Annotated in this window: 21 protein-coding genes; 4 read left to right on the top strand and 17 right to left on the bottom strand. The window is 66.8% G+C overall.

Annotated features, from left to right (window positions below; translation table 11 throughout):
- Positions 1 to 51 precede the first annotated feature (51 nt).
- From NQV17_RS36490 to NQV17_RS36460, 7 genes are all read right to left on the bottom strand, one after another.
- Positions 52 to 885: an OmpW family protein gene (locus tag NQV17_RS36490; RefSeq protein WP_044846333.1), complete on the bottom strand. Its 834-nt coding sequence runs from the start codon at positions 883 to 885 to the stop codon at positions 52 to 54.
- 15 nt (positions 886 to 900) lie between these two features.
- Positions 901 to 2,142 (bottom strand): DUF2957 domain-containing protein, encoded by a 1,242-nt coding sequence (locus tag NQV17_RS36485; protein ID WP_257775964.1) that lies wholly within the window; start codon positions 2,140 to 2,142, stop codon positions 901 to 903.
- A gap of 151 nt (positions 2,143 to 2,293) precedes the next feature.
- Positions 2,294 to 3,727, bottom strand: coding sequence for a DUF2957 domain-containing protein (locus tag NQV17_RS36480; protein WP_124489231.1), 1,434 nt, complete (start codon positions 3,725 to 3,727; stop codon positions 2,294 to 2,296).
- A 425-nt stretch (positions 3,728 to 4,152) separates the two neighbouring features.
- Positions 4,153 to 5,103 (bottom strand): N-acetyl-gamma-glutamyl-phosphate reductase, encoded by a 951-nt coding sequence (gene argC, locus NQV17_RS36475; RefSeq protein ID WP_257775963.1) that lies wholly within the window; start codon positions 5,101 to 5,103, stop codon positions 4,153 to 4,155.
- Between the two features lie 187 nt (positions 5,104 to 5,290).
- Positions 5,291 to 5,863, bottom strand: coding sequence for a flavodoxin family protein (locus tag NQV17_RS36470; RefSeq protein WP_257775962.1), 573 nt, complete (start codon positions 5,861 to 5,863; stop codon positions 5,291 to 5,293).
- Between the two features lie 321 nt (positions 5,864 to 6,184).
- Positions 6,185 to 6,790: a YbhB/YbcL family Raf kinase inhibitor-like protein gene (locus tag NQV17_RS36465; protein ID WP_257775961.1), complete on the bottom strand. Its 606-nt coding sequence runs from the start codon at positions 6,788 to 6,790 to the stop codon at positions 6,185 to 6,187.
- Positions 6,791 to 7,018: 228 nt separating this feature from the next.
- Positions 7,019 to 7,705 (bottom strand): orotate phosphoribosyltransferase, encoded by a 687-nt coding sequence (locus NQV17_RS36460; RefSeq protein ID WP_006752465.1) that lies wholly within the window; start codon positions 7,703 to 7,705, stop codon positions 7,019 to 7,021.
- 472 nt (positions 7,706 to 8,177) lie between these two features.
- Here NQV17_RS36460 and NQV17_RS36455 point away from each other — a divergent pair, with 472 nt between their 5' ends.
- Positions 8,178 to 10,448, top strand: a complete 2,271-nt coding sequence (locus NQV17_RS36455) for an NADP-dependent malic enzyme (protein WP_257775960.1) — start codon at positions 8,178 to 8,180, stop codon at positions 10,446 to 10,448.
- A gap of 139 nt (positions 10,449 to 10,587) precedes the next feature.
- Here the strand turns inward: NQV17_RS36455 and NQV17_RS36450 are convergent, their stop codons facing one another.
- On the bottom strand, positions 10,588 to 14,178 hold the full coding sequence (locus NQV17_RS36450; RefSeq protein WP_257775959.1) for an indolepyruvate ferredoxin oxidoreductase family protein: 3,591 nt from the start codon (positions 14,176 to 14,178) through the stop codon (positions 10,588 to 10,590).
- Between the two features lie 317 nt (positions 14,179 to 14,495).
- Between NQV17_RS36450 and NQV17_RS36445 the strand changes: the two genes are divergently transcribed.
- A complete protein-coding gene (locus tag NQV17_RS36445) occupies positions 14,496 to 14,690 on the top strand; it encodes a hypothetical protein (RefSeq protein WP_257775958.1) in 195 nt (64 codons plus the stop codon).
- Positions 14,691 to 14,823: 133 nt separating this feature from the next.
- On the opposite strand, the gene hppD is transcribed toward NQV17_RS36445, so the two are convergent.
- A complete protein-coding gene (gene hppD, locus NQV17_RS36440; RefSeq protein ID WP_044846324.1) occupies positions 14,824 to 15,921 on the bottom strand; it encodes a 4-hydroxyphenylpyruvate dioxygenase in 1,098 nt (365 codons plus the stop codon).
- 213 nt (positions 15,922 to 16,134) lie between these two features.
- On the opposite strand from hppD, the gene NQV17_RS36435 reads away from it, so the two are divergent.
- The gene (locus NQV17_RS36435) at positions 16,135 to 16,659 is read left to right on the top strand and encodes an Lrp/AsnC family transcriptional regulator (RefSeq protein WP_011655746.1); all 525 of its coding nucleotides are present in this window, start codon (positions 16,135 to 16,137) and stop codon (positions 16,657 to 16,659) included.
- Positions 16,660 to 16,728: 69 nt separating this feature from the next.
- Here the strand turns inward: NQV17_RS36435 and NQV17_RS36430 are convergent, their stop codons facing one another.
- The 8 genes from NQV17_RS36430 to paaA form a co-directional block, all read right to left on the bottom strand.
- Complete coding sequence (locus tag NQV17_RS36430; RefSeq protein WP_257775957.1) at positions 16,729 to 17,376, bottom strand: GNAT family N-acetyltransferase; 648 nt, start codon at positions 17,374 to 17,376, stop codon at positions 16,729 to 16,731.
- Positions 17,377 to 17,610: 234 nt separating this feature from the next.
- Positions 17,611 to 18,216 (bottom strand): TetR/AcrR family transcriptional regulator, encoded by a 606-nt coding sequence (locus NQV17_RS36425; RefSeq protein ID WP_044846321.1) that lies wholly within the window; start codon positions 18,214 to 18,216, stop codon positions 17,611 to 17,613.
- 22 nt (positions 18,217 to 18,238) lie between these two features.
- Positions 18,239 to 19,054: a DUF1835 domain-containing protein gene (locus NQV17_RS36420; protein ID WP_257775956.1), complete on the bottom strand. Its 816-nt coding sequence runs from the start codon at positions 19,052 to 19,054 to the stop codon at positions 18,239 to 18,241.
- A gap of 129 nt (positions 19,055 to 19,183) precedes the next feature.
- Positions 19,184 to 20,320 carry a 1,2-phenylacetyl-CoA epoxidase subunit PaaE gene (paaE, locus tag NQV17_RS36415; RefSeq protein WP_044846378.1) on the bottom strand — a complete coding sequence of 379 codons (1,137 nt, stop codon included), beginning with the start codon at positions 20,318 to 20,320 and terminating at the stop codon, positions 19,184 to 19,186.
- A gap of 31 nt (positions 20,321 to 20,351) precedes the next feature.
- Positions 20,352 to 20,915 carry a 1,2-phenylacetyl-CoA epoxidase subunit PaaD gene (gene paaD / locus NQV17_RS36410; RefSeq protein ID WP_257775955.1) on the bottom strand — a complete coding sequence of 188 codons (564 nt, stop codon included), beginning with the start codon at positions 20,913 to 20,915 and terminating at the stop codon, positions 20,352 to 20,354.
- A 25-nt stretch (positions 20,916 to 20,940) separates the two neighbouring features.
- Complete coding sequence (gene paaC / locus NQV17_RS36405) at positions 20,941 to 21,744, bottom strand: 1,2-phenylacetyl-CoA epoxidase subunit PaaC (protein WP_044846318.1); 804 nt, start codon at positions 21,742 to 21,744, stop codon at positions 20,941 to 20,943.
- A gap of 10 nt (positions 21,745 to 21,754) precedes the next feature.
- Positions 21,755 to 22,039: a 1,2-phenylacetyl-CoA epoxidase subunit PaaB gene (gene paaB, locus NQV17_RS36400; protein ID WP_006752453.1), complete on the bottom strand. Its 285-nt coding sequence runs from the start codon at positions 22,037 to 22,039 to the stop codon at positions 21,755 to 21,757.
- 36 nt (positions 22,040 to 22,075) lie between these two features.
- Positions 22,076 to 23,074 (bottom strand): 1,2-phenylacetyl-CoA epoxidase subunit PaaA, encoded by a 999-nt coding sequence (gene paaA, locus NQV17_RS36395; protein WP_044846317.1) that lies wholly within the window; start codon positions 23,072 to 23,074, stop codon positions 22,076 to 22,078.
- A 200-nt stretch (positions 23,075 to 23,274) separates the two neighbouring features.
- On the opposite strand from paaA, the gene NQV17_RS36390 reads away from it, so the two are divergent.
- Positions 23,275 to 24,540: an SGNH/GDSL hydrolase family protein gene (locus NQV17_RS36390; RefSeq protein ID WP_257775954.1), complete on the top strand. Its 1,266-nt coding sequence runs from the start codon at positions 23,275 to 23,277 to the stop codon at positions 24,538 to 24,540.
- Positions 24,541 to 24,804: the final 264 nt, after the last annotated feature.

Raw genomic sequence — 24,804 nt, 5'->3', positions numbered from 1 at the left:
CGCGTTTTTTGCGCGGGCCGTCCACTCATTCTCCGTCTTCCATCGTCGGCATCAAAACTTGTAGGTCATCCCGACGTAGCTGATGATCGGGTCGGCCTTCAGGTCCGATTTCGACTCGGAGAGCACCGTGCCGTCGGCCGCCTTGATCGTCACCGTCGACGTCGTCTTCAGCGGGATGTAGGTCACCGACGCGACCAGCCCGAAATGCTCGGTCATGTTGTACTGCAGGCCCGCGTTGAACACCGGCTGCCATGACGACGACGCCTTCGCCTCCACCGATGTCGTACCCGGCTTGCCCGCGCCCGCGGCGAGAATCGCGCCGAGGTTGTCCTGCGTCTGCTTGATGAAGTTCGTGTTGAGCTGCAGGTCGCTGAACCAGTTGTACGACACGCCGAGGCCGAGGAACGGCCGGAACTTCGCGGTCGCCGCCCCGAAGTAGTACTGCAGGATCGCCGCCGGGCTCCACTGCCGCACGCTCTTCACGATCGGGTTCACCGAGGCGAGGCCGATGTTCTGCGTGCCGAGCGCGCCGGCCGGGCCGGGCGGCTTGATCGTGCCTTGACCCGACACCTTGAACACCGGCGGCACGCCCGCCACCGACGTGACCGCGATGTGGTCGGTCAGGAAGTGGCTGACCGTCAGGCCGACCGTGTCGGCGCCGCTCGTACGCAGCCCGGTGCCCGGCGACGTGAACGACGGCGGCAGCCGCAGCGGCGTGTTGATCGGCGTCGGCGCGACGTTGGTCGTCATCGGCGTGCTGCTCTGCTGAGGCATCACGTGGAACCAGCCCAGCGTGACGACGTTGCTGCCGGCGCTCTGCGCGTGCGCCGCGAGCGGCGCCAGGGCGGCGGCGCCGGCCGCCGCGCAGAGAAGGGTTTTCTTCATCACGGCTTCCCCCGCTTACTGGACGAACGCGCCGATCGTGAAATACGGCGTCGAACCCGCGTTGTCGAGGAAACCGAACACGCCACCCGTGAAGATGAACTTGCCGGTCGGCGACGTGCTGCCCGAACCCGTGTGGATCGTCGTGACCGTGCCCGGCACCTTCTGCGTGTAGTCCAGGTCGAGCGGGGTCGCGAGCGAGGCCTGCGACGGCTGGAACGGATCGAGCAGCGTGGCCTGGTTGTTGATCAGCGCGGTGGTCCGGTAGTCGAACTGGCTGTCGACGCCGATGTATTCGCCGTTTTGCGACCCGGCCGCGATCGCGGTCTGCGGCGCGAGGATCGAGATGCTCGATTCGTCGTCGGCGGTCAGGCCCGGCACGCCGTTGCTGTCGGGCGTCGGGTTCGGGTTCGCGACACCCGTGCGCACGAGGATCGGCACCAGCTGGTTGCGCAGCTTGCCGACGATCATGAAGCCCTTGCCTTGCGGCGTCGCCGACAGCGTCGGCTTCAGCTGGCTCCGGTAGTTGTTGCTCTGGAACGCGCCGCTGCCGTCGGCCGACTGCACGAAGTTCGTGCCCTGCTGCATGCACGCGCCGCCGGCGAACTGGCCGGTCGTGTCGCACTTGGTCCACGTGCCGTCCGCGTTGATCGTCACCTTCGCATCGATCGATGCCGGCGCGAATTTCTGCGACGGCACTTCGCCGAAGCCGATGTGGCTGTACGTGCCCGCGACCTTCGTGATGTCGGTTTCGATCGACGAGAAGCCGATGAACGGGTAGTACGGGAATTTCGTGTCGGGCACCGCGGCCTGGCCGAGCACGCCGTCGAACTGGATCTCCTTGCCGGGAATCGTGCCGCCCGCGACACCGAAGCCGACGAAGATGCGCGCCGGACGCGACGCGTCGAGGCTCGCGCCGTTCAGGCGGAATGCGCACTGGTTCAGCTTGTTGGTCGGCAGCATCGTTTCCTGCGTGAGCGTGCCGCTGTCGACGGTGCCCGCGCGGGTCGGCGTGACGGTGCCGGTCTTTTGCGGCACCGGCGATTCGACATAGGTGACCTGCCAGGTCATCTTGGTCGTGTCGAGCTGGACCTTGGCCAGTTCGCCGCTGCCCGCGCCGCCGGTGTACACGGTGTTGTAGTCGAGCGTGGCGGGGCAGAGCCGGTCTTCGACGAGCGGGGGCGGGTTGTCGCTGCCGCCGCCGCATGCGGAAAGAAGGGGGGCGGCAAGGGCCGCCGCGAGAACGAGGTTGCGCTTCATGTTGCTCCTCCAGATTTGTCTTGTCGGGCGGCCGGCTCCCTGTCGGCCGCTTCTGTTGCTTGTGCTCGTGCTGCTGCGCCGTGCCGGGCGCCGTCGTTGCGTGCCTTCCCTGCATCCCGCGGCGGCGCACCGGCCGCCGCGTCCTCGATCGCTACTTGCTGATCTGCGCGCCCACGCCGAAGTACGGTGTCGACGACGTGCTCGAGTTCGCCGACGTCGACGTGACGCCGCCGTTCACCGTGCCCTGGATCAGCGCCGCGTACAGGCCGCCCGTCGCGATCACCACGCCCGATGCGGACGGATAGGTCGCGCCGTTCGCCGGCGTCGTCGTCGTGTTCAGCAGGCCCGGCGTTCCCTGGCCGTAGTCGAGCGTGAAGGCGTCTTCCTCGGCCTGCGTGGTCGGGTTGATGAACGACGCGTTGCTGCCGCGGATCAGTGCCGCCGTGTACTTGAAGTTCGAATCCGCGCCCGCGTAGCCGCCGTCGATCGCGCCCGACTGGATCGCCGTTGCCTTGCCGAGCACCGCGATGCCCGATTCGTCGTCGACCTTGGCGTCGGTGTGCAGCGCGAGGTCGGTGCCCAGATACACGTAGCCCGTGCGGACCACCACCGGCACGGTCGCGCCGTTGAGCTGGCCGATGACCATGTGCGCGGTCGCCGACTTGCCGGTCGTGCCGACGATCGGCAGCGCCGTCTGCGGCAGGATCTGCGGTGCCTTCGTGCTGTCGAGGTAGCCGCCGTTCGCGGTGTTGACGGTCCACGGATCGCCGGTCGTCTGGCAGCCCCCCGCACTCGTCGACGTGCACGCGCCGTTCGCATCGAACGTCTCGCTCGAATTCGTGCCCTTCGTCGCGTAGTTGCCCGACGGCACGAGGTGGTAGAGCAGCGCGTTGTAGGTGCCCGGCAGCTTCGTGAGGTCGGTCGTCGTGTTCGCGAAGCCGAGGAACGGGTAGAAGTCGAAGTGGCGGTTCGGCACCTGGCCGACGTTCTTGTAGATCGGGACGCCGGCGACGGTGATCGTCAGCCCGTCGTACTGCACCGTCGCGCCGGGGATGCCGCCGCCCGCGACGCCCATGCCGACCAGCAGCATCGGCGGGTTCGCCTGGTTGAAGTCGGCGGCCGTCGAATAGGTCGAGCCGTTCGGTGCCTTGCCCGAACCCGGCGTGAAGACGAACGCGCAGCGCGTCTGCTCCGCGGTCGGCAGCGCGCCGGTCGGCGGGTGGATGACCTTGCCGGTGATCGTGGTGCCGGCGCGGCTCGGCGTGACCGTGCCGGTCGCGAGCGGAATCGGCGATTCGAGCCACTTGAGCGTGTACGTCATCGCGACCGCGTCGATGTTGACGCTGACGATCTCGCCGCTGCCGGCGCCGCCGAGGTAGGTGCTCTTCACGATGTCGGCGTCAGCCGGGCACAGCGCGCCGTTGACGGGCTGCGACGGCGGCGGCCCTTGCGTGCCGCAGCTCGATCCGGAACATTGGGGGGCCTCGATCGGCGCGGGCGAGCCGCCGTCCCCTCCACCACAGGCAATCAGGAAAGGGGCGATGGCAAAGGCCGTTGCCACCCCCTTCGATAAGGCGTGCGACATGCCGCTGTCTCCAATCGTTTAATTGTGCGAGCTAATGTCGCTGCCTGGATTTTTGCTGTCAATTGATGAACTCGTCTAAAAAAGACGATTGAAACGACGCGTGCGCGATGAATCCTTGCGGGATAGCGCTTTCAGTAAGAATTAAAACGCGCGGAGGGCGCTGGAGTGCTGCCGGAGTGGGGCTGCTGCCACGCATGGGCGGCGCTCGAGGCCTTCACGCGTATAACGGCAGTGTTTAAAGCGGCGGTATCCGGTTTATCCCTATTCGGGATTGACTGGAGAAAGGAGGTAATTAATTCGCCGGTAATTGCGCAATGGAAAGCTTGTAAATATTTGTAAATCCGCGATCCGGATTTTATTTATTGCTTGATACGGGCAAATAAAAAGCCGGCCAGCGGCCGGCTTTGCATCGCATGCAAGTCGAATCAGCGCTTGAGGCCTGCATCCTCGGCGGCGCCGATGTTGAGGTTCATGCACTGGATCGCGGCGCCCGATGCGCCCTTGCCCAGGTTGTCGAGGCGCGCGACCGTGACGAAGCGCTCCTCGTTGCCGAACACGAACAGGTCGACGCGGTTCGTGTCGTTGTTCGCCTGCACGTCGAAGAAGCCGCTGTCGAGGTTCGCCTCCGCGTTGAACGGCGCGACGCGCACGAACGGTTCGTCCGCGTAGTACTCGGCGAACACGCGCTGCACGTCCTGCGGCGTTGCGCGCTTCGCGAGCTGTTCGGGCGAGAAGTAGGTCGTCACGGCCAGGCCCTTCAGGAACGGCCCGACGATCGGCGTGAAGATCGGCGCGTGCGCGAGGCCCGTGTGCGCGGCCATTTCCGGCAGGTGCTTGTGCGCCAGCGCGAGCGCGTACGGACGCGGGCTCGCGAGCTTGCCGCCCGGTGCCGCGTTTTCGTATTCGGCGATCATCGACTTGCCGCCGCCGCTGTAGCCGGTGATAGAGTAGCTGTGCGCGGCGAAGGTCGGCGCGACGATGCCGGCATCCACGAGCGGACGCATCGCGAGCACGAAGGCCGACGCGTGGCAGCCCGGCACGGCGATGCGCTTCGACGTGCGAATCTTCTCGCGCTGCGCGCGAGTCAGCTCCGGCAGGCCGTATGCCCAGTCGGCGCTCGTGCGGAACGCGGTGCTCGCGTCGATCAGCGTCGTGTTCGGGTTCTCGACCAGCGATGCCGATTCGCGCGATGCGACGTCCGGCAGGCACAGGAACGTGACGTCCGACGCATTGATCAGGCGGCGGCGCTCGTCGACGTCCTTGCGCTTCGCTTCATCGATGCGCAGGATCTCGATGTCGCTGCGCGCCGACAGGTATTCGAAGATCTTGAGGCCGGTCGTACCTTCCTGGCCGTCGACAAAAACTTTGGTGCTCATTTCGCTCTCACTGAATGAAACGGGAGCCGCGGCGCCCTGAAACCGCCATTTTAAGACGTCATCCGGCGGGCCTGCACCGCACGGGGCGAAAAAAAGACGGCCCGCGGGCCGTCTTGTGTCCCTGTCACGCGCCTGCGCTGCGTTGCCGTGTCACCGGCGGCGCGAGCGCTCGCGCGTGCCGCCGCGTTCAGCGGCCGCCGGCCAGCCAGCGGGCGGTCGCTTCGGCGACGCGCCGCCCGAACGCCTTCGCGGTCTCGAGGTCGCCGGGCAGCGGGCCCTCGTCGGGCGTCGCGTCCGCCGGCGACTGCGCGAGCAGGCCCGTGAAGCCGCCGACGTAGTTGATGTCGTTGCGGGTGGCCGCCTTCGAGTTGGCCGGCATCATGCCCGTGCCGACCCACACCATCCCATGTTGCATCGCCAGCGTGACGAAATACTGAATCGTCGAGAACTTGTCGCCGTTCATCGTCGCGGAGTTCGTGAAGCCCGCGGCGATCTTGTCCTTCCATTTCTGCGTGAACCACGGTTTCGACGTGGTATCGGCGAACTGCTTGAACTGCGCGGACGGGCCGCCCATGTAGGTCGGCGCGCCGAAGACGATCGCGTCCGCCGCATCGAGCGCGGCCCAGCCCGCGTCGTCGAGCTCGCCGACGGCGATCAGGCGTGCGGTGGCGCCGGCGTCCTGCGCGCCTGCATGGACGGCGTCGGCCAGTTTCTGCGTGTGACCGTAGCCGCTGTGATAGACGATGACGATGTTCGACATGAAGCGTTCTCCGGAAGGGGACGAAACGGCGGGCACCGCGGCCAGCCGCGTCACGCGCCGCGGTCGGGCGGCGCGACGGATGCGCGGCGGGATGCCGCGACCGGTGCCGCCGAGTCTAGCAAGCCGAAATGACGGGAGAAAAGCGCGCGGGCGGCGCACAGAAATTCGCAGGCGCGGACAATCGCGACCGGCGACCGGCGACCGGCGACCGGCAACTGGCGACCGGAGATCGGCAATCGGCAATCGGCAATCGGCGACGGGCGACGGGCGACGGGCGGTCGGCGATACACGCCACACGCCTCACGGCGGACACGCGAGCGCTTACTGCCCGTACGTGACTGTGAGCTGTGCGGTGCCGATCGTCAGCGTGCCGATCTCGTGCTCGAACATCGGGGCGGGGCGTCCTTGCCCGATGCGCAGGTCCGTGCCCTTCAGCGCGTAGACGGTGATCACGTAGCGGTGCGGCTTGCCGGGCGGCGGGCACGGGCCGCCGTAGCCGTCGATCCCGAAGTCGTTGCGCGCCTCGCTCGCACCGATGCGACGCAGGAAGCCCGATGCGCTCGCGTCGGCCGGCAGGCTCGTGACGCTCGCCGGGATACCGGCGACGGCCCAGTGCCACCAGCCGTGCCCCGGTGCATCGGGATCGAAGATCGTGATCGCGTAGCCGCGCGTGCCGGCCGGCGGGTTGCGCCACCTGAGCTGCGGCGAACGGTTGTCGCCCTTGCAATCGCCGCGGTCGAACACGTTCGCGGCGCCGACGCGCCCGCCGGGCGTCAGTTCGTCGCTCGACACGGTGAACGGGCCTTCCGCGCGCGCGGGCAGGGTGGTGAACGCGGCGCACGCGGCGGCGGCGCAGAGCAGGACGGCGATGAACGGAGACGAACGACCCGGGGACGCAGGCGAAGTGATCCGGCGATCCACACGCATATGGCGCTTCTCCCGTCACGTGGGCCGGGCCGATGCTCCCGGCATTGTTGGCGTTGTGCGTTGCCCGCGCAGCTGATGGCGACGATGGATCAAGTCTAGCATTAGGGTTCGATGAGCGATGCATGCCGTGGCCCGCGATTCGGGCCGGCCGCGATGCCGATCGACGGACGAAAAAAAACCGCTCGCGACCACGCGAGCGGTTTTATCAGCCAGGGTGCCGGCTCGGCGTTACTCCTTCGGGGCCGTCGCGCCGCCGTGCGCGGCCGACCACTCGGCCGGCGCGTGCAGGAACTTCTCGACTTCGTCGAGCGTCTTGGTCTCGAAGTAGCCCGACGCCTTCGCGACGCGCAGCACGTCCCACCAGGTCGCCAGCGCGTGCAGGTCGACGTCGATGTCCTTCAGGACCGAGACGCTTTCCTTGAAGATGTTGTAGTGGAACAGCACGAAGCAGTGGTTCACCGTCGCGCCCGCGGTGCGCAGCGCGTTGACGAAGTTGATCTTGCTGCGGCTGTCGGTCGTCAGGTCTTCCACCAGCAGCACGCGCGAGCCTTCTTCCAGATGACCCTCGATCTGCGCGTTGCGGCCGAAGCCCTTCGGTTTCTTGCGCACGTACTGCATCGGCACCATCATGCGGTCCGCGAGCCATGCCGCGAACGGGATGCCGGCCGTCTCGCCGCCCGCCACCGAGTCGATCTGCTCGAAGCCGACGTCGCGCATGATCGTCGTTTCCGCCATTTCCATCAGCGCACGACGCACGCGCGGATACGAGATCAGCTTGCGGCAGTCGATGTAGACGGGGCTTGCCCAGCCGGACGTGAAGATGAACGGTTTTTCGGCGTTGAAGTGCACCGCCTGCACTTCGAGCAGGATTTTGGCGGTCGTATCCGAGATCGACTGACGATCGTAGCCTGTCATGGGCATTCCTTGGGTGATGAGCGAAGACGGGCGCGGGCCCGGTGGCGCAGCAAGGGGAACCGGCCCGAAGGGCCGGGGTGCGATCGACGGACCCATCGGGCCAACAATCGCATCGCTGCGCGCGTAGCCCGCTATTTTACCCGATTCAGGCCGGTTTTCGGCGGAATTCGCGCAGGTTCGGCGCGCGGCTCGCCACCGGCGAAACAAACGGGGTGCGACCAGCCCGATGCGGATGGCGAGGATGCCGCGCTGCACCAACATGCGGCATTTAGGGGGTGTACACTAGGCGACCCTTAGAAATCGTTCAGTACTTTGTACTTTCCTCTTGCCACCCGCCAAGGTTCGATGGCGTGCCGACCCGGCGCGTCGCGTGCCGTCTCGCAGTCGACCATCCCCTCGATTCAAGCAGACGCGGCCCAAGGTGCTGTGTACTGAACCGTCAAAAATTTCGCATGTCTCTCGCAGGTCAATCATGGACGAACAACTGAAGCAGGCCGCTCTCGCTTATCACCTGAACCCGAAACCCGGCAAGATTTCGGTCACCCCGACCAAGCCGCTGTCGAACCAGCTCGATCTGTCGCTCGCGTATTCGCCGGGCGTCGCCGCGGCGTGCGAGGCGATCCACGCCGATCCGCTCGACGCGCAGAAGTACACGTCGCGCGGCAACCTCGTCGGCGTCATTACGAACGGCACGGCCGTGCTGGGCCTCGGCAACATCGGCCCGCTGGCCGCGAAGCCGGTGATGGAAGGCAAGGGCTGCCTGTTCAAGAAGTTCGCGGGCATCGACGTGTTCGACATCGAACTGTCCGAGTCCGACCCCGACAAGCTCGTCGAGGCGATCGCGATGCTCGAGCCGACGCTCGGCGGCATCAACCTCGAGGACATCAAGGCGCCGGAATGCTTCTACATCGAGCAGAAGCTGCGCGAGCGCATGAAGATCCCCGTCTTCCACGACGACCAGCACGGCACCGCGATCATCGCGTCGGCCGCGATCCTGAACGGCCTGAAGGTCGTCGGCAAGAAGCTGTCCGAAGTGAAGCTCGTGTGTTCCGGCGCGGGCGCGGCAGCGATCGCGTGTCTGGACCTGCTGGTGAACCTGGGTCTCACGAAGTCGAACATCCTCGTCGCCGATTCGAAGGGCGTGATCTACGAAGGGCGCGGCAACCTCGACCCGTCGAAGCAGCGCTATGCGGCGACCACCGACGCGCGCACGCTCGCCGACGCGATCGTCGGCGCGGACGTGTTCCTCGGCTGCTCGAGCGCGGGCGTGCTTAAGCAGGACATGGTCAAGACGATGGGCGAGCGTCCGCTGATCCTGGCGCTCGCGAACCCGGAGCCGGAAATCCGCCCGGAAGACGCGAAGGCCGTGCGCCCGGACGCGATCGTCGCGACCGGCCGTTCGGACTACCCGAACCAGGTCAACAACGTGCTGTGCTTCCCGTTCATCTTCCGCGGCGCGCTCGACGTCGGCGCGACGACGATCACGGAAGAAATGAAGCTCGCGTGCGTGCGCGCGATCGCCGAGCTGGCGCAGGAAACCGACCAGAGCGAGGAAGTCGCGAAGGCATATGAAGGCCACTCGCTCGAGTTCGGGCCGGACTACCTGATTCCGAAGCCGTTCGATCCGCGCCTGATCATCAAGATCGCGCCGGCCGTCGCGCAAGCCGCGATGGATTCGGGCGTCGCCACGCGTCCGATCCAGGACATGGACGCATACCGCGAGCAACTCGGCGCGACCGTCTACCGCACCGGCATGGTGATGCGCCCGGTGTTCGCGACCGCGAAGACGAAGCAGGCGCGCATCGTGTTCGCCGAGGGCGAGGACGAGCGCGTGCTGCGCGCCGCGCAGTTCGTGCTGCAGGAAAAGATCGCGAAGCCGATCATCGTCGGCCGTCCGTCGGTCGTCGAGATGCGCCTCGCGAAGATCGGCTCGAAGCTGAAGGCGGGCGTCGATTTCGAGATCGTGAATCCGGAAGACGATACGCGCTACCACCGCTACTGGCAGGCCTACCACGAGATCGGCGCGCGTGACGGCGTCACGCCGGAAGTCGCGAAGGCCGCGCTGCGCAAGTTCAACACGCTGATCGGCGCGATGCTCGTGCACCTGGGCGACGCGGACGGCATGATCTGCGGGATGATCGACACGTACCACACGCACCTGAAGTTCATCGAGCAGGTGCTGGGCCGTGCGCAGGGCGCCGAGCACTACGCGGCGATGAACCTGCTGATGCTGCCGGGCCGCAACCTGTTCCTGTGCGACACGTACGTGAACGAAGTGCCGAGCGCGGACCAGCTCGCCGACATGACGATCCAGGCGGCCGCCGAGATCGAGCGTTTCGGCATCGCGCCGAAGGCCGCGCTGCTGTCGAACTCGAACTTCGGCAGCGCGCCGTCGGCATCGTCGCGCCGCATGGCCGAGGCTCGCAAGCTGATCAGCGAGCGTGCGCCGAACCTCGAAGTCGACGGCGAAATGCACGGTGACGCGGCGCTGTCGGAAGCGGTCCGCAAGGCCGCGTTCCCGGGCACGACGCTGTCGGGCGAAGCGAACCTGCTGATCATGCCGAACGTCGAAGCGGCGAACATCGCGTACAACCTGCTGAAGATGGTCGGCGGCGAAGGCGTGACGGTCGGCCCGTTCCTGCTCGGCGCGGCGAAGCCGGTCCACATCCTGACGCCGGCCGCGACTGTGCGCCGGATCATCAACATGACGGCGGTGGCCGCCGCGAACGCGAACACGAAATAAGTTCACGCCCGCGTGCGCCGCGCGTCATGCGCGGCGCAATGAAAAACGCCACGGAACCTGTGTGTTCCGTGGCGTTTTTTTATGAACCGCAGGCAGGACGGCGGCGGGCGTCCCGACCGCGAACGCCCGCCGTGCGCCGTCACGCGACCTGCTGGTGCGACTGGCCGCCCGTCGGCGAACGCCACTTCGCGAGCAGCGTGTCCCACTTCTGGCGTACCGCGCGCAGGTTGTTCTCCTTCACGTGGCCGTAGCCGCGAATGCCGTCCGGCAGCGCCGCGAGTTCGAGCGCGAGCGGGCGGTTGGCCGCGTTCAGCTTGCCCAGCACTTCGCCGATCAGCGCTTCGTACTCGCCGATCAGCGCACGCTCGGTGCGGCGCTCCGCGGTGCGACCGAACGGGTCGAGCCCCGTGCCGCGCAGGAACTTCGCCTTCGCGAGCAGCCGGAACGCCGACAGCATCCACGGGCCGTACGCCTTCTTCACGAGATGGCCGTGTGCGTCCGTTTTCGCGAACAGCGGCGGCGCGAGGTGGAACTTCAGTTTCCAGTCGCCTTCGAACTGCGACGACAGGCGCGCGAGGAACGCGGGATCGGACTGCAGCCGCGCGACTTCGTACTCGTCCTTGTACGCCATCAGCTTGAACAGGTTGCGCGCGACCGCTTCGGTCAGCGGCTCCTGCACGGCGTCGCCGTCCGCCAGCGCGCGTTCGGCCGCCCGCACCTTGTCGACGAAGGCCGAGTAGCGCGATGCGTACGCGGCATCCTGGTACGCGGTGAGGAACGCCACGCGCTTCGCGATCAGCGCGTCGACCGCCTTCTTCGTGTGCAGCGCGATCACCGTGGCGCCCTGCGCGTGGCGTGCATCGCCGGCCGCGGCCTGCTTCACGCTCGCGAGGTCGTGCGCGGCGCGGCGGCCCCAGTCGAACGCCGCGCGGTTCTTCTCGACCGACACCGCGTTCAGCTCGATCGCGCGTTCGAGCGACGCGAGCGTGAGCGGCAGCCAGCCCTTCTGCCACGCGTAGCCGAGCACGAACGGGTTCGTGTAGATCGCGTCGCCGAGCAGCGCGACCGCGAAGCGGTTCGCGTCGATGAAGTCGACGGCTTCACCGGCTGCCGCGCGGATGTCGTTCTCCGCGGACAAACCCGGGAACGCCCAGTTCGGGTTCTTGATGAACTCGGCGGTCGGCGTCTGCGCGCTGTTGACGACCACGCGCGTCGCGTCGTGCCGCATCCGCGACGTGCATTCGTCGCCGGCCGTGACGATCGCGTCGCAGCCGATCACGAGGTCGGCTTCGCCCATCGCGATCCGCGTCGCGTGGATGTCGGTCGGCGCGTGCGAGATCTGCACGTGGCTCATCACGGCGCCGCCCTTCTGCGCGAGGCCGGTCACGTCGAGCACGGTCACGCCCTTGTTCTCCAGGTGCGCGGCCATCCCGAGCAGCGCGCCGATCGTGACCACGCCCGTGCCGCCGACGCCCGTGACGAGCACGCCGTACGCACGGTCGATCGCCGGCAGCGTCGGCTCCGGAATCGGCGGCAGCGCGCCGCCGTCGACCGACACGGCCTTCGGCTTCTTCAGCTGGCCGCCTTCGACCGTGACGAAGCTCGGGCAGAAGCCCTTCACGCACGAGAAGTCCTTGTTGCAGCTCGACTGGTTGATCTGGCGCTTCGTGCCGAATTCCGTTTCGAGCGGTTCGACCGACAAGCAGTTCGACTGCACCGAGCAGTCGCCGCAGCCTTCGCACACCGCGTCGTTGATCACGACGCGCTTCGCCGGATCCGGATACGTGCCGCGCTTGCGGCGGCGGCGCTTCTCGGTCGCGCAGGTCTGGTCGTAGATCAGGATCGTCGTGCCTTCGATCTCGCGCAGCTCGCGCTGCACGTCGTCGAGCTGGTCGCGGTGATGAATCGTCACGCCCGGTGCGAGCAGGGATTTCTGGCTGTCGTACTTCTCCGGCTCGTCGGTGACGATCACGATCTTCTTCGCGCCTTCGGACGCGAGCTGGTGCGTGATCTGCGGCACCGTCAGCACGCCGTCGACCGGCTGGCCGCCCGTCATCGCCACCGCATCGTTGTAGAGGATCTTGTAGGTGATGTTCGCCTTCGACGAGATCGCCGCGCGCACCGCCAGCAGGCCCGAGTGGAAATAGGTGCCGTCGCCGAGGTTCGCGAACACGTGCTTCTCGTCGGTGAACGGTGCCTGGCCGATCCACGGCACGCCTTCGCCGCCCATCTGGCTGAAGGTGCTCGTGCTGCGGTCCATCCACACGGTCATGTAGTGGCAGCCGATCCCGGCGATCGCGCGCGAGCCTTCCGGCACGTTGGTCGACGTGTTGTGCGGGCAGCCCGAGCAGAACCACGGCTTGCGCTCGGTCTGCACGTGCGGCTTCGCGAGCGCCATTTCCTTCGCGTTGATCACCGCGAGCCGCGCGGCGATGCGCGCGCGCACGTCGGACGGCAGCTCGAACTTCTCGAGGCGCGTCGCGATCGCCTTCGCGATGATCGCGGGCGACAGCTCGTAGTGCGCGGGCAGCAGCCAGTTGCCCATCGGCACCGACCATTCGCCGCCGGCGCCGTCCTTCTCGTCGAACTTGCCGAACACGCGCGGGCGCTGCGCATCGGGCCAGTTGTACAGCTCTTCCTTGATCGCGTATTCGAGGATCTGGCGCTTTTCCTCGACGACGAGGATTTCGTCGAGGCCGCGCGCGAACGCCTGCGCGCCCTGCGCTTCGAGCGGCCACACGCAGCCGACCTTGTAGAGCCGGATGCCGATCCGCGCGCAGGTTTCGTCGTCGAGGCCGAGGTCCGTCAGCGCCTGGCGCACGTCGAGGTACGCCTTGCCGCCCGTCATGATCCCGAAGCGCGCATTCGGCGAGTCGATCTCGATCCGGTCGAGCTTGTTCGCGCGCACATAGGCGAGCGCCGCGTACCACTTGTAGTCGAGCAGCCGTGCTTCCTGCACGAGCGGCGGGTCCGGCCAGCGGATGTTCAGGCCGCCTTCCGGCAGGATGAAGTCGGTCGGCAGCACGATCTCGGTGCGATGCGGGTCGATGTCGACCGACGCCGACGATTCGACCACGTCCGTCACGCACTTGAGCGCGACCCACAGGCCCGAGTAGCGGCTCATCGCCCAGCCGTGCAGGCCGAAGTCGAGATATTCCTGCACGTTCGACGGGAACAGCACCGGCAGCCCGCAGGCCTTGAAGATGTGTTCGGACTGGTGCGCGAGCGTCGACGATTTCGCCGCGTGGTCGTCGCCGGCGAGCACGAGCACGCCGCCGTGCTTCGACGAGCCGGCCGAGTTCGCGTGCTTGAAGACGTCGCCGGTGCGGTCGACGCCCGGGCCCTTGCCGTACCACATGCCGAACACGCCGTCGTGCTTCGCGCCGGGGTACAGGTTGACCTGCTGCGAGCCCCACACGGCGGTGGCGGCGAGATCTTCGTTGAGGCCGGGCTGGAAGACGATCTGGTGGGCCGCCAGGTGCTGCTTGGCTTTCCAGAGCGACAGATCGAGGCCGCCGAGCGGCGAGCCGCGGTAGCCCGAAATGAAGCCGGCCGTGTTGAGGCCGGCGGCGCGGTCGCGTTCCTGCTGCAGCATCGGCAGGCGCACGAGCGCCTGGATGCCGCTCATGTACGCGCGGCCGCGTTCAAGCGTGTATTTGTCGTCAAGCGTGACGGACTTCAGCGCGGCTTCAAGCGACGCGCGTTGGCCTGCGTCTAGCGGGGCATTCATTAACAGTCTCCTCCACCCAGTTTGGGATCACCAAAGCTTCGATTGCGTCGACGTCTTGTGAACGTGTCGGCAGTGGCCGGCATATTGGCCGGTTTTAAGTGATGGTAGCACTGGGATAAACCCGCCGACCACCGGCCGGCGTGCCGCGGCACGCCGACTAAATGGCGCGACTATGCGTTACATCATGTAAAGGCATGTAAAGCCACACCCATCATCGTACAAATGCCGTTAATCTTGTCGGCCTGCCGGAGGTGCCCGGTCGCGTCGGCTCGTTTCGACGCAACCGGGGAGGCGCCGGCAGTTTTACAGGAGGTGCAATGAACACACGTCATATCCAGAGTTTCCTGATCGTGTCCGCCGCGTTCTTCGCGATGACCGGCCCGGTGCACGCGCGAGGCGCGAGCGCACTGGCGGCAGCCGGCGCGCAGATGCGTCAGATCGCGCCGGCGCAGGATGCCGACGCACAGCCGGCGGCCGCGCGTGCCGTCGTGGCGAAGGCGAACGTGCGTTGATCCGTTCGCGCGGCCGCCGGGCCGCGCCGGAACGACGAAAGGGCGGGAGTCGCAGGATTCCCGCCCTTTTTCTTTGTGCCGCCGATGTTCGCGCGGACGCCCGGGCCAGCCGGGTGCCGCGCGGCCTTGCGCGTCAGGCCTTGTCCTGGACCACGCCGCGGCGGATCTGGTCGAGCTCGATCGATTCGAACAGCGCCTTGAAGTTGCCTTCGCCGAAGCCCTGGTTGCCCTTGCGCTGGATGATCTCGAAGAAGATCGGGCCGATCTGGTTCTCGGTGAAGATCTGCAGCAGCAGGTCGTCGCGGGCGCCGTCGATCAGGATCTTGCGCTTCTTCAGCTCGTCCAGCGATTCGCCGTGGTTCGGCACGCGGCGGTCGACCAGTTCGTAATACGTGTCGATCGTGTCGAGCAGCTTCACTTCCTTGCCGCGCAGGCCGTCCACCGCGCCGTAGATGTCGTTCGTGCCGAGCGCGATGTGCTGGATGCCTTCGCCGTGATAGGCGTCGAGGTATTCCTGGATCTGGCCGGCCGTGTCCGAGCCTTCCTCGTTGATCGGAATCCGGATCTTGCCGCACGGCGACGTCATCGCCTTCGACTTCACGCCCGTCACCTTGCCTTCGATGTCGAAATAGCGCACTTCGCGGAAGTTGAACAGCCGCTCGTAGAATTCCGCCCATTCCTGCATGCGGCCGCGATGCACGTTGTGCGTCAGGTGGTCGATGTAGGTGAGGCCGTGGCCGACCGGGTTCGGGTTCGCGCCGGCGATCGGTTCGAAGTCGACGTCATAGATGCTGATGTCGCCGATTGCGCCCGGTTGCGCGCCGTTCTTGCCGCGCCAGCGGTCGACGAAATAGATCAGCGAATCGCCGATGCCCTTGATCGCCGGGATGTTCAGCTCCATCGGGCCCGTCTTGTTGTCGAAGCCCCACGCGCCGAGTTCGAGCGCGTGCCGGTAAGCCTTCGCGGCGTCCTGCACGCGAAATGCGATCGCGCAGATCGACGGGCCGTGCAGGCGCGCGAAGCGCTGCGCGAACGAATCGGGCTCGGCGTTGATGATGAAGTTGATGTCGCCCTGGCGGTAGACCGTCACGTCCTTGTGACGATGGCGGGCGATCGCGGTGAAACCCATCCGCTCGAACAGTTGTCCGAGCGCTTTCGGATCCGGCGCGGTGTATTCGATGAATTCGAAGCCGTCGGTGCCGACGGGGTTGTCCCAGTTGGGGATCTGCATGTCGTGTCTCCTGTGCGGGGCGATCGGCCGGCGCGACGTGCGCGTGTGCGGCCCGGTTCGATGTCGAACGCTGCGCACGTGTCGGCGTGCGCAACGAGTCGGTACGTGCGACAAAGTGTAGCGGGCGGGCACGAGCGAAAACTTGCGAACTTAATCGTCCCTGCCTACGATGGCGCAATTTCCAGTCTGGAAATAATCAACGGAGGGCAGAAAATGGCGCAAGCCGAATTGGACGCCATCGACCGGCGGATTCTCGCGATTCTTCAGGAGAACGGCCGCCTGTCGAACCAGGAGATCGCCGAGCGCGTGAACCTGTCGCCGAGCCCGTGCCTGCGGCGGATCCGGCGGCTCGAGGAGATCGGCGTGATCACCGGCTACGTCGCGCTGCTCGATCCGCAGAAGCTCGGGCTCGACCTGCTGGCGTACGTGAGCGTGCGGCTCGAGAAGCGTGGCGGCCTGGCGCCGGTTCGTGCCGACGAGACGTCGGCACGCGCGGGCGCGACCCACGCGGAACTGTTCCGCGCGGCCGTGCAGACCTGGCCGGAAGTGGTCGCGTGCCATGCGATGACGGGCGACATGGATTACCTGCTTCGCGTGCAGGTCGAGGACATGGCGCACTTCTCCCGCTTCGTACAGGAGCACTTGCTGCACCATCCGTCGGTGATCGACGTGAAGACGAGCTTCTCGCTCGAGTGCTTCAAGGAGACGACGGCGTTGCCGATCCGCTCGGTGCGCTAGTGCGCGGCGCGGGGAAGGCGAGAAGGAAGGGAAGGCCGGGCGCCCGCAGGGCAGCCCGGTCGGCCGATGTTACGCCGTCAGCGCGGCGGGCATCAGCGATTCGATGAACTTCGACGTGCGGTGTGCCTGGCGCTTGAGCGCATAGTCGAACACTGCGGCCTGTTCCTGCAGCATCTCGGCGAGGATCGTCGAGTGGTCGGCCGGCGGCAGCGACAGGTACGCATCGGCTTCGCCGTACGCGTATTCGATCTGCATCCCGGATTTCTTCGCGATATGCATCATCGTCGCGTTGCGCGACAGGCAATGCATGTACAGCATCGTCACGTGGGTGTTGCGGCTGCGGATCGCCGCGCGCTCGAACAGCTTCGAGCCGACGCCGCGGCCGCGGGCGCTTTCGAGCACCGACACGCCGAATTCCGCCGTGCGCTTGTCGCCTTCCGCGGGCAGGTACGCCAGGTGGCCGACGCCGATCAGTTCGAGCCCATGGTCGAACACGCCGAACACCGTGTCGCGACCGAAATCGATCGTACGGACATAGTTCTCGATCACGTGATCGGGCACCATCTGGCCGAAGCGCAGCAGGCGGTCCTCTTCGTTGAGCGAGAGAAAGTGGGTGAGCATTCGCTCACGGTCTTTGGAAGCCAGTTCCCTGACGAGAACCGGCGCAGTACCGGCGTGGCCGACAGCATCGGCACGGCGGTTGAGTTGCGTGTTCATCGTGGGTTCCTCAGTCTGTAGCCGCACAAATAGCTTGTGCAATGCAGCAGCATTTTACCCGAGCGGGTTGGGGAAAACCCGTATTTGACGTTATTTGTGCCGAGGAGGAATTCTAAATCCGCTTAGTTAATTCTGTATCTATTTGATTTATAAGCGATTTAAAATTCATCACATGAAATGCGCGGCGGCCTGTCGCAGTGTACCCGCCGCGCAACGCATGCTGCTGCGCGGCAATCACGCGCCGGACGACAGCCCGTGCTCCATCAGGTCGATCACCTGCTCGGCGAAGTCGCGGTAGCCGAGGCGGCCGCCCGGCTTGAGCCACGTGAACGTCCAGTTGATCATCCCGAACACCATCATCGTGACCGACGTCTGGTTTTCCTTCGAGATCCGGTCCGGATAGGCACGCGCGAGCTGGCGCGCGAATGCCGCGACGATGTCGCGCTGGCGGTCGAGCACGATTTCGCGCTGGGCGTCCTCGAGATACTTCACGTCGTTGAGCAGCGCGACATGGCGGCTGTGCGACGTCTCGTACTCGGCGAGGAACGCGCGCACCAGCTCGGCAAACGCGTCACGCTCGGTGAGGCCACGCCGCTGGCTCGCGCCTTCGACCTCGGCGATGATCAGCATCAACCGCTTCGTGTAGCGGTCGAGCAGGTCGAACAGGATCGCTTCCTTGCTCTCGTAATAGTGATAGAGACGTGCCTTCGACGTGCCGCTCGCGGTCGCGAGATCGGACATCGACGTGCTCGGGTAGCTCGTCTGCGCGAATTTCTCGGCGGCGAGATCGAGGATCTGCTCGCGCTGGGATTCGTGGTCGGGCGCTCGGGTACGGGCCATGGTCGAATGCGAAAGAGTAGCGTTAGCGAGGCGCGGCGGGCGCGCGCACCTGCGTGGAAGAAAGGGCGGCCGGCGCGTCGTCCTGCAGCTCGAGCCGGCCGGCTGCCGCGAGTTCGCGGCAGCGCCACCAGGCGATCGAGTCGCTGACGAACAGCCCGCCGCGGTCGGCGCCGGCCATGATGCCGCCGACGACGCGTCGAGCGGGCAGCCAGCCGGTTTCCGCGTGCGCGACGATCAGCGCGTCGAGGTCCGCGTATTGGCCGCTCTTGATGGTGTTGCTGATCCAGTAGCGCAACTCGGCATTCAGGTGCTTCGCCTCCTGCCATTCGAGTGCGAGGCGGCCGATGCGCAGCACCGAGATCGGTGCAGCCACCGGCCGTTTGCGCGCGAGCGCCGCCGGCGAGAACATCCCGGTCGAACAGGCCTGGTCGGTGCGGGTCAGCGCCGCGCGCTGCGGCGCGTCGAGGTCCGCGGCCGACAGCCGCACCTCGTTCAGGCGCTGCGGCACGTTGCGCAGGTGATAGGCGACGCGGCGCAGCAGCAGCTTGTCGCCGACGCTCGGCGCGTGCCAGACGACCACCTGGCCCGTCTCCGTCGCGAGCTGGTCGAGGCGGGCGAATTCGCCTTCGATTTCCGCGTTCCAGTCGGGAATCGCGTCGCCGAGCACGCGCTGCCAGAAGGCGGCGCGCGTGTCGGGCGTCTCGTCGACGCCCTTCAGCGGCCCGACCGCGAGATCGTCGAGCAATCCGACGACGCGCTCGTCGCGTCCGGCTTGCGCGAGGGCCTCGCGCAGCGACGCGGCGGCGGTGCCGCCCTGAATCACGTGAATGGTACTCATCGGTCTGCCGTCAACAAAAGAAAACCGCCGGCCGGGCGGACGTGAAGACGTCCAGCCGGCCGGCGGCCCCTAGTGTAAGCGAGATGTGTGACGACGAGAAACCGGCGCGGCGCGCCGGCGCGACGCCGCTCAACGCTCGTCGAAGCTCACGACGACCTTGTCGCTGATCGGGTGGCATTGGCACGTGAGCACGAAGCCGTCCTTCACTTCGTGTTCCTCGAGCGTGTAGTTCTTCTCCATCCGGACCTCGCCTTCGACCACCTTCGCCCGGCACGTGCAGCACACGCCGCCCTTGCACGCGTACGGCAGCGCGAGGCCCGCGCGCAGGCCGACGTCGAGCAGGCTCACGCCTTCGTACGGCAGGCGCAGCTTCCGTTTCTTGCCGTCGAGCACGATTTCGAGGTCGGCGGCCGGCGTCTGGTCGGTGATCTCGACGACGGGCGCGCCCGCCTGCGGCAGCGGCGTGCCGAAGCGTTCGACGTGCACTTTCGCCTGCGGCACGCCGGCTGCCTTCAGCGCGGCTTCGGCCGCGTCCATCATCGGCGCCGGGCCGCAGATGAACGCTTCGTCGATTGCGTCGGCCGGCGTCAGCGTCGCGAGGAATTCCGCGCATTTCGCCTGGTCGAGCACACCGTTGAACAGCTCGACGTCCTGCTGGTCGTCCGACAGCACGTGGTACAGGACGAAGCGGCTCATGTAGCGGTTCTTCAGGTCCTCGAGTTCCTCCGCGAACATGATCGCGTCGACGCTGCGGTTGCCGTAGATCAGCGTGAACGTGCTGCGCGGTTCGAGTTCGAGCGTCGTCTTCACGATCGCGAGCACCGGCGTGATGCCCGAGCCGCCGGAGAACGCGACGTACTGCTTGCCGTGGTCCGCGTTCAGATGCGTGAAGAAGCGGCCGTCCGGTGTCATCACGTCGATCGTGTGACCCGGCTGCAGCGTGTCGAACGCGAAATTCGAGAAACGGCCGCCGCGCACGCGCTTGATGCCGATGCGCAGTTCGCCGTCGCGGTCGTAGTCGGTGGTGCCGACGCAGATCGAGTACGACCGGCGCGTTTCCTCGCCGTCGATGTGGGTCTTCAGCGTGACGAACTGGCCCTGCGTGAAGCGGTACGCGTCGCGCAGCTCGGGCGGCACGTCGAAGGAGACGGTAACGGCGTCGGCGGTCTCGGGCCGCACGTCGCGGATACGCAGCGGGTGAAATTGCGGGGTTGACGACCCCCGCCGGGCCGCCCCAACGGGGGCGTCGGCCCCCTCGGGGGGCAGCGAATGAAGAGAGCGTGGGGGCTGTTTCATTTCAGTAGGGTTTGAAGTAGTCGAAGGGTTCGCGGCAGTCGACGCAGCGATACAGCGCCTTGCAGGCCGTGGACGCGAATTGCGCGAGGCGCTCGGTGTTGGCTGAGCCGCAGCGCGGGCACACGGGCGCCGCGACGGGGCGCGGCACGAAACGCACGACGTTTTCCCGCGGCGCGGCGCTGCCGCACTGGCCGACGGGCGGCGCGATGCCGTACGCGCGCAGCTTGTCGCGCGCTTCCTGCGTGATCCAGTCGGTCGTCCACGCGGGGGCGAGCACCGTCTCGATCCGGTGCGGCGGCAGGTCGGCGGCCTGCATTGCCGCGGCGATGTCCTCGGCGATCTGCGACATCGCCGGGCAGCCGGAGTAAGTCGGCGTGATCACGACTTCGAGCTGGCCGTCGTCCGCGCGACGGACGTCGCGCAGGATGCCGAGCTCGCGGATCGACACGACCGGAATCTCGGGATCGGGCACGGCTTCGAGCACATCCCACGCGCGCGCGAGCAACGGATCGTTGCGGTGCGCGGCGGGTGTTGCGTCGGCGGGGGCGGCGGTCTGGACGGACATCGTCGGGCTCCGTTGGGGCGGCGGGTTACCAGGTCGCGCCAGGGTGCTGGCGCGCGAGGCTCTGCATTTCCGCGAGCAGGTAGCCCATGTGCTCCGAGTGCTCACCCTGCTTGCCGGTGCTCACGTGCTGCACGGGCGCCGGCAGGGTGAGCGTCGCTTCCGCGAGCGCTTCGTCCACGTCCGCGCGCCATGCGGCTTCGAGCGCGGCCGGTGCCGGGCCGACGCCCGATGCGCAGACCGCGTCGTCGATCGCGTCGGCCGCGAAGCATTCGCGCGTGTACGGAATCAGGTAGTCGAGTGCGGCCTGCGCGCGGCGATGCGATTCGTCGGTGCCGTCGCCGAGGCGCACCAGCCATTCGCGCGCGTGCTGCACGTGATAGCGGGTCTCCTTCACCGATTTCGCGGCGATCGCGGCCAGTTGCGCGTCCGTCGACGTTTCGAGCGCGGTCCACACGTGCAGCATCAGCGTCGCGTAGAGGAAGTTGCGCACGATCGTCACCGCGTAATCCTTGTCGGCGTGCGCGGTGCCGGCGATCGGGCCGTAGTGCGGCAGCTCGGCGAGCGTGAAGTTCGCGAACTCGCGCTCGGTGCGGAAGTACGCGTAATCGTCTTCCGTCTTCGTCGCGCCGTTCAGCTGGCGCTCGAGTTCGGCTGCGTGCGTATACAGCATGCGGGCCTGGCCGATGAGGTCGAGGCTCATGTTGGTGAGCGCGATGTCTTCCTCGAGGATCGGGCCGTGGCCGCACCATTCGGCGTTGCGCTGACCGAGGATCAGTGCGTTGTCCGCGAGGCGCAGCACGTAGGAGAGGTGTTCGGGCGTGATCGTCATGGCGCGGGCGTTACATGTGGTTGACTTCGTCGGGCAGCGTGTAGAACGTCGGGTGACGGTAGATCTTGTCGCCCGCCGGTTCGAACAGCTCGGCCTTCTCTGCCGGATCCGACGCGGTGATCGCCGACGACGGCACCACCCAGATGCTCACGCCTTCCTGGCGGCGCGTGTAGACGTCGCGCGCCATGCGCAGCGCCATCGACGCGTCGGCCGCGTGCAGGCTGCCGCAATGCTTGTGGTCGAGGCCCTGCTTGCTGCGCACGAACACTTCCCAGATCGGCCATTCCTTGTTCATCACTCTCTCCTGAATCCTGTATTCGATGGTTGCCGCTCAGGCGGCGTGCTGTTCGGCGCGGGCGCGGCGCTTCGCCTCGTGCGCGAGCGCGGCTTCGCGCACCCATGCGCCGTCGTCGTGCGCTTTCACGCGGGTCGCGAGGCGTTCCTTGTTGCACGGGCCGTCGCCGTTGACGACGCGCCAGAATTCGTCCCAGTCGATCGCGCCGTAGTCGTGGTGGCCGCGCGCCTCGTTCCATTTCAGGTCGGGGTCGGGCAGCGTCACGCCGAGCACCTTCGCCTGGTCGACCGTCGCGTCGACGAACTTCTGCCGCAGGTCGTCGTTCGTGATCCGCTTGATGCCCCATTTCGCGGACTGGTTGCTGTGGACCGAATCGGCGTCGCTCGGGCCGAACATCATCAGCACCGGCCACCACCAGCGGTTCACCGCCTGCTGGACCATCGCACGCTGCGCGTCGGTGCCCTTCATCATCGACAGCAGCGCATCGAAGCCCTGGCGCTGGTGGAACGACTCTTCCTTGCACACGCGGATCATCGCGCGCGCGTACGGGCCATACGTGCAGCGGCAGAGCGGGATCTGGTTCATGATCGCGGCGCCGTCGACGAGCCAGCCGATCACGCCGACGTCGGCCCAGGTCGGCGTCGGGTAGTTGAAGATGCTCGAGTATTTCGCCTTGCCGGCGTGCAGCGCGTCGATCAGCGAATCGCGCGAGACGCCGAGCGTTTCCGCCGCGCTATATAGATAGAGGCCGTGACCGGCTTCGTCCTGGACCTTCGCGAGCAGGATCGCCTTGCGCTTCAGGCTCGGCGCGCGCGAGATCCAGTTGCCTTCCGGCAGCATGCCGACGACTTCCGAGTGCGCGTGCTGCGAAATCTGGCGCACCAGCGTCTTGCGATACGCGTCGGGCATCCAGTCCTGCGGTTCGATTTTGCCGTCCGCGGCCATGACCGCGTCGAACCGCGCCTGCTCGGGCGACTCGGCTGCGGCGTCGAGCGATGCGACGTTGCCGGGGATGTCGAGGGATTGCGTGTACATGGCGGAGGATCTCGTCCGGTTGAATGTGTGCGAAGTATAAACCAACCGACCGGTCGGTTAATAAATTTCTCGCGGATTTGCGGCGAGATTCGGGTAAACGTGGGGCGTCGGGGCGCGATCGCCAGGCAGGAAGACGGGCCGGCGCGTGAGACGGGCCGCTTCTGCGGCACAATGCCCGCTTTCCGATAAGGATTTCGCCGATGTCATTTCGAAGCAGTTTCGTCGCGACCGTGCTGGGCGCGTCCGTGTTCCTGTCGCCGCTTGCCGCCTCGGCCGCACCGGCCGGGTGGGTCGCCGCGTGGGCGACCGCATTGCAGCCGATTCCCGACCTGGCTGCGCCGCCGCCGCTGTATCGCGCGCCCGACGTGGGCGGACGTACGGTCCGTCAGATCGTCTACCCGACGGTATCGGGGCATGCCGCGCGGATTCGCGTGAGCAATGCGTACGGTCGCGCGCCGCTGGTGATCGAGGGCGCCGGTCTTGCGCGCGCGGGTGACGGCGCGGCGCTTGCCGACGGGGTGAGTGCTGCCGTGCGCTTCGGCGGCAAGGCGTCGGTGACGCTCGCGCCGGGCCAGGAACTCGAAAGCGACGCGGTGGCGATCGACGTGACGGCCGGGCAGCCGTATGCGATCAGTCTGCGGATGGGCGCGAACCAGCGGATGACCGTGTGGCACCGCGTGTCGAACCAGCTCAATTACGTGTCGGCGCCGGGAGATCACGTGAGCGATCCGGGTGGCGGTGCATTCCGTACGCGCTTTACCCAGTATGCGTGGGTGACCGAGCTGGCCGTCGAGGCTGGGGCCGCGCGGGCGAGTGTCGCCGCGATCGGGGACTCGATCACCGACGGGCTGCGCTCGAGCCTGAACCGCAACCGTCGCTGGCCCGACGCGCTGGCGCGCCGGCTGTCCGCGGCGGGTTCGGATTCGCTAGGCATCGTGAATCTCGGGATCAGCGGCAATCGTCTGCTGAGTGATTCGGCGTGCTACGGCACGTCGCTGGCGTCGCGGTTCGAGCGCGATGCGCTGTCGCGCGCTGGGGTGAAGGCGGCGATCGTGCTGATCGGTATCAACGACATCAACTTTGCGGCGATGCCGCCGCGCGCGGGGCTCGATTGCGACAATCCGCATACGCAGGTCACGGCGGCGTCGTTGATCGACGGCTATCGCCGGTTGATCGAGGCTGCACACCGCCAAGGGGTGAAGATCTTCGGTGCGACGCTCACGCCCGCGGCGTTGCCGGCCGGGCGCGAGGCGATCCGGCTCGAGGTGAACCGGTGGATCCGAAGCGGCGGCGGGTTCGATGGTGTGGTCGACTTCGACGCGGTACTGCGCGATCCGGCGCGCCCGAGTGTGCTGCAGCGCCGCTACGACAGCGGCGACGGCATTCACCCGAGCGACGCCGGTTACACGGCGATGGCCGACGCGGTGCCGGTGGAGCGGCTGCAGGCCGCGGCTGGCGGCAAGTAAACCTCGCCGTATATATATAGAACGACCGGCTGCCGGCCGCTTCAAGGTCGCCGGAGGCGCGTAGTTCATGGAACCCAAAGCCCCGTGCGCGGTAGCGCACGGGGCTTTTCAAAATATTTTCACAAAAGGGTTGCGGAGACCGAGGCGGGTGCTTAGAATCACGCCTCTTTCGCGCTAACGGAAACGCAGCGCGGGAGAAGAAGGGAAGCAGTGCTGTCGGGCGGGTCGTAGCGGCCTCGGCGGTGCAGGAAGTTGAACCCCAGT

The sequence above is a fragment of the Burkholderia sp. SCN-KJ genome (assembly GCF_024656005.1).
Classification (GTDB): domain Bacteria; phylum Pseudomonadota; class Gammaproteobacteria; order Burkholderiales; family Burkholderiaceae; genus Burkholderia.
This window is presented reverse-complemented; position numbering and strand designations above follow the sequence as displayed.

What these genes read in the sequence shown, in the direction of transcription:
- NQV17_RS36490 (WP_044846333.1), bottom strand. Translation starts at nt 885, where the DNA reads ATGAAGAAAACCCTTCTCTGCGCGGCGGCCGGCGCCGCCGCCCTGGCG.
- NQV17_RS36485 (WP_257775964.1), bottom strand. Translation starts at nt 2,142, where the DNA reads ATGAAGCGCAACCTCGTTCTCGCGGCGGCCCTTGCCGCCCCCCTTCTT.
- NQV17_RS36480 (WP_124489231.1), bottom strand. Translation starts at nt 3,727, where the DNA reads ATGTCGCACGCCTTATCGAAGGGGGTGGCAACGGCCTTTGCCATCGCC.
- argC (WP_257775963.1), bottom strand. Translation starts at nt 5,103, where the DNA reads ATGAGCACCAAAGTTTTTGTCGACGGCCAGGAAGGTACGACCGGCCTC.
- NQV17_RS36470 (WP_257775962.1), bottom strand. Translation starts at nt 5,863, where the DNA reads ATGTCGAACATCGTCATCGTCTATCACAGCGGCTACGGTCACACGCAG.
- NQV17_RS36465 (WP_257775961.1), bottom strand. Translation starts at nt 6,790, where the DNA reads ATGCGTGTGGATCGCCGGATCACTTCGCCTGCGTCCCCGGGTCGTTCG.
- NQV17_RS36460 (WP_006752465.1), bottom strand. Translation starts at nt 7,705, where the DNA reads ATGACAGGCTACGATCGTCAGTCGATCTCGGATACGACCGCCAAAATC.
- NQV17_RS36455 (WP_257775960.1), top strand. Translation starts at nt 8,178, where the DNA reads ATGGACGAACAACTGAAGCAGGCCGCTCTCGCTTATCACCTGAACCCG.
- NQV17_RS36450 (WP_257775959.1), bottom strand. Translation starts at nt 14,178, where the DNA reads ATGAATGCCCCGCTAGACGCAGGCCAACGCGCGTCGCTTGAAGCCGCG.
- NQV17_RS36445 (WP_257775958.1), top strand. Translation starts at nt 14,496, where the DNA reads ATGAACACACGTCATATCCAGAGTTTCCTGATCGTGTCCGCCGCGTTC.
- hppD (WP_044846324.1), bottom strand. Translation starts at nt 15,921, where the DNA reads ATGCAGATCCCCAACTGGGACAACCCCGTCGGCACCGACGGCTTCGAA.
- NQV17_RS36435 (WP_011655746.1), top strand. Translation starts at nt 16,135, where the DNA reads ATGGCGCAAGCCGAATTGGACGCCATCGACCGGCGGATTCTCGCGATT.
- NQV17_RS36430 (WP_257775957.1), bottom strand. Translation starts at nt 17,376, where the DNA reads ATGAACACGCAACTCAACCGCCGTGCCGATGCTGTCGGCCACGCCGGT.
- NQV17_RS36425 (WP_044846321.1), bottom strand. Translation starts at nt 18,216, where the DNA reads ATGGCCCGTACCCGAGCGCCCGACCACGAATCCCAGCGCGAGCAGATC.
- NQV17_RS36420 (WP_257775956.1), bottom strand. Translation starts at nt 19,054, where the DNA reads ATGAGTACCATTCACGTGATTCAGGGCGGCACCGCCGCCGCGTCGCTG.
- paaD (WP_257775955.1), bottom strand. Translation starts at nt 20,915, where the DNA reads ATGTCCGTCCAGACCGCCGCCCCCGCCGACGCAACACCCGCCGCGCAC.
- paaC (WP_044846318.1), bottom strand. Translation starts at nt 21,744, where the DNA reads ATGACGATCACGCCCGAACACCTCTCCTACGTGCTGCGCCTCGCGGAC.
- paaB (WP_006752453.1), bottom strand. Translation starts at nt 22,039, where the DNA reads ATGAACAAGGAATGGCCGATCTGGGAAGTGTTCGTGCGCAGCAAGCAG.
- paaA (WP_044846317.1), bottom strand. Translation starts at nt 23,074, where the DNA reads ATGTACACGCAATCCCTCGACATCCCCGGCAACGTCGCATCGCTCGAC.
- NQV17_RS36390 (WP_257775954.1), top strand. Translation starts at nt 23,275, where the DNA reads ATGTCATTTCGAAGCAGTTTCGTCGCGACCGTGCTGGGCGCGTCCGTG.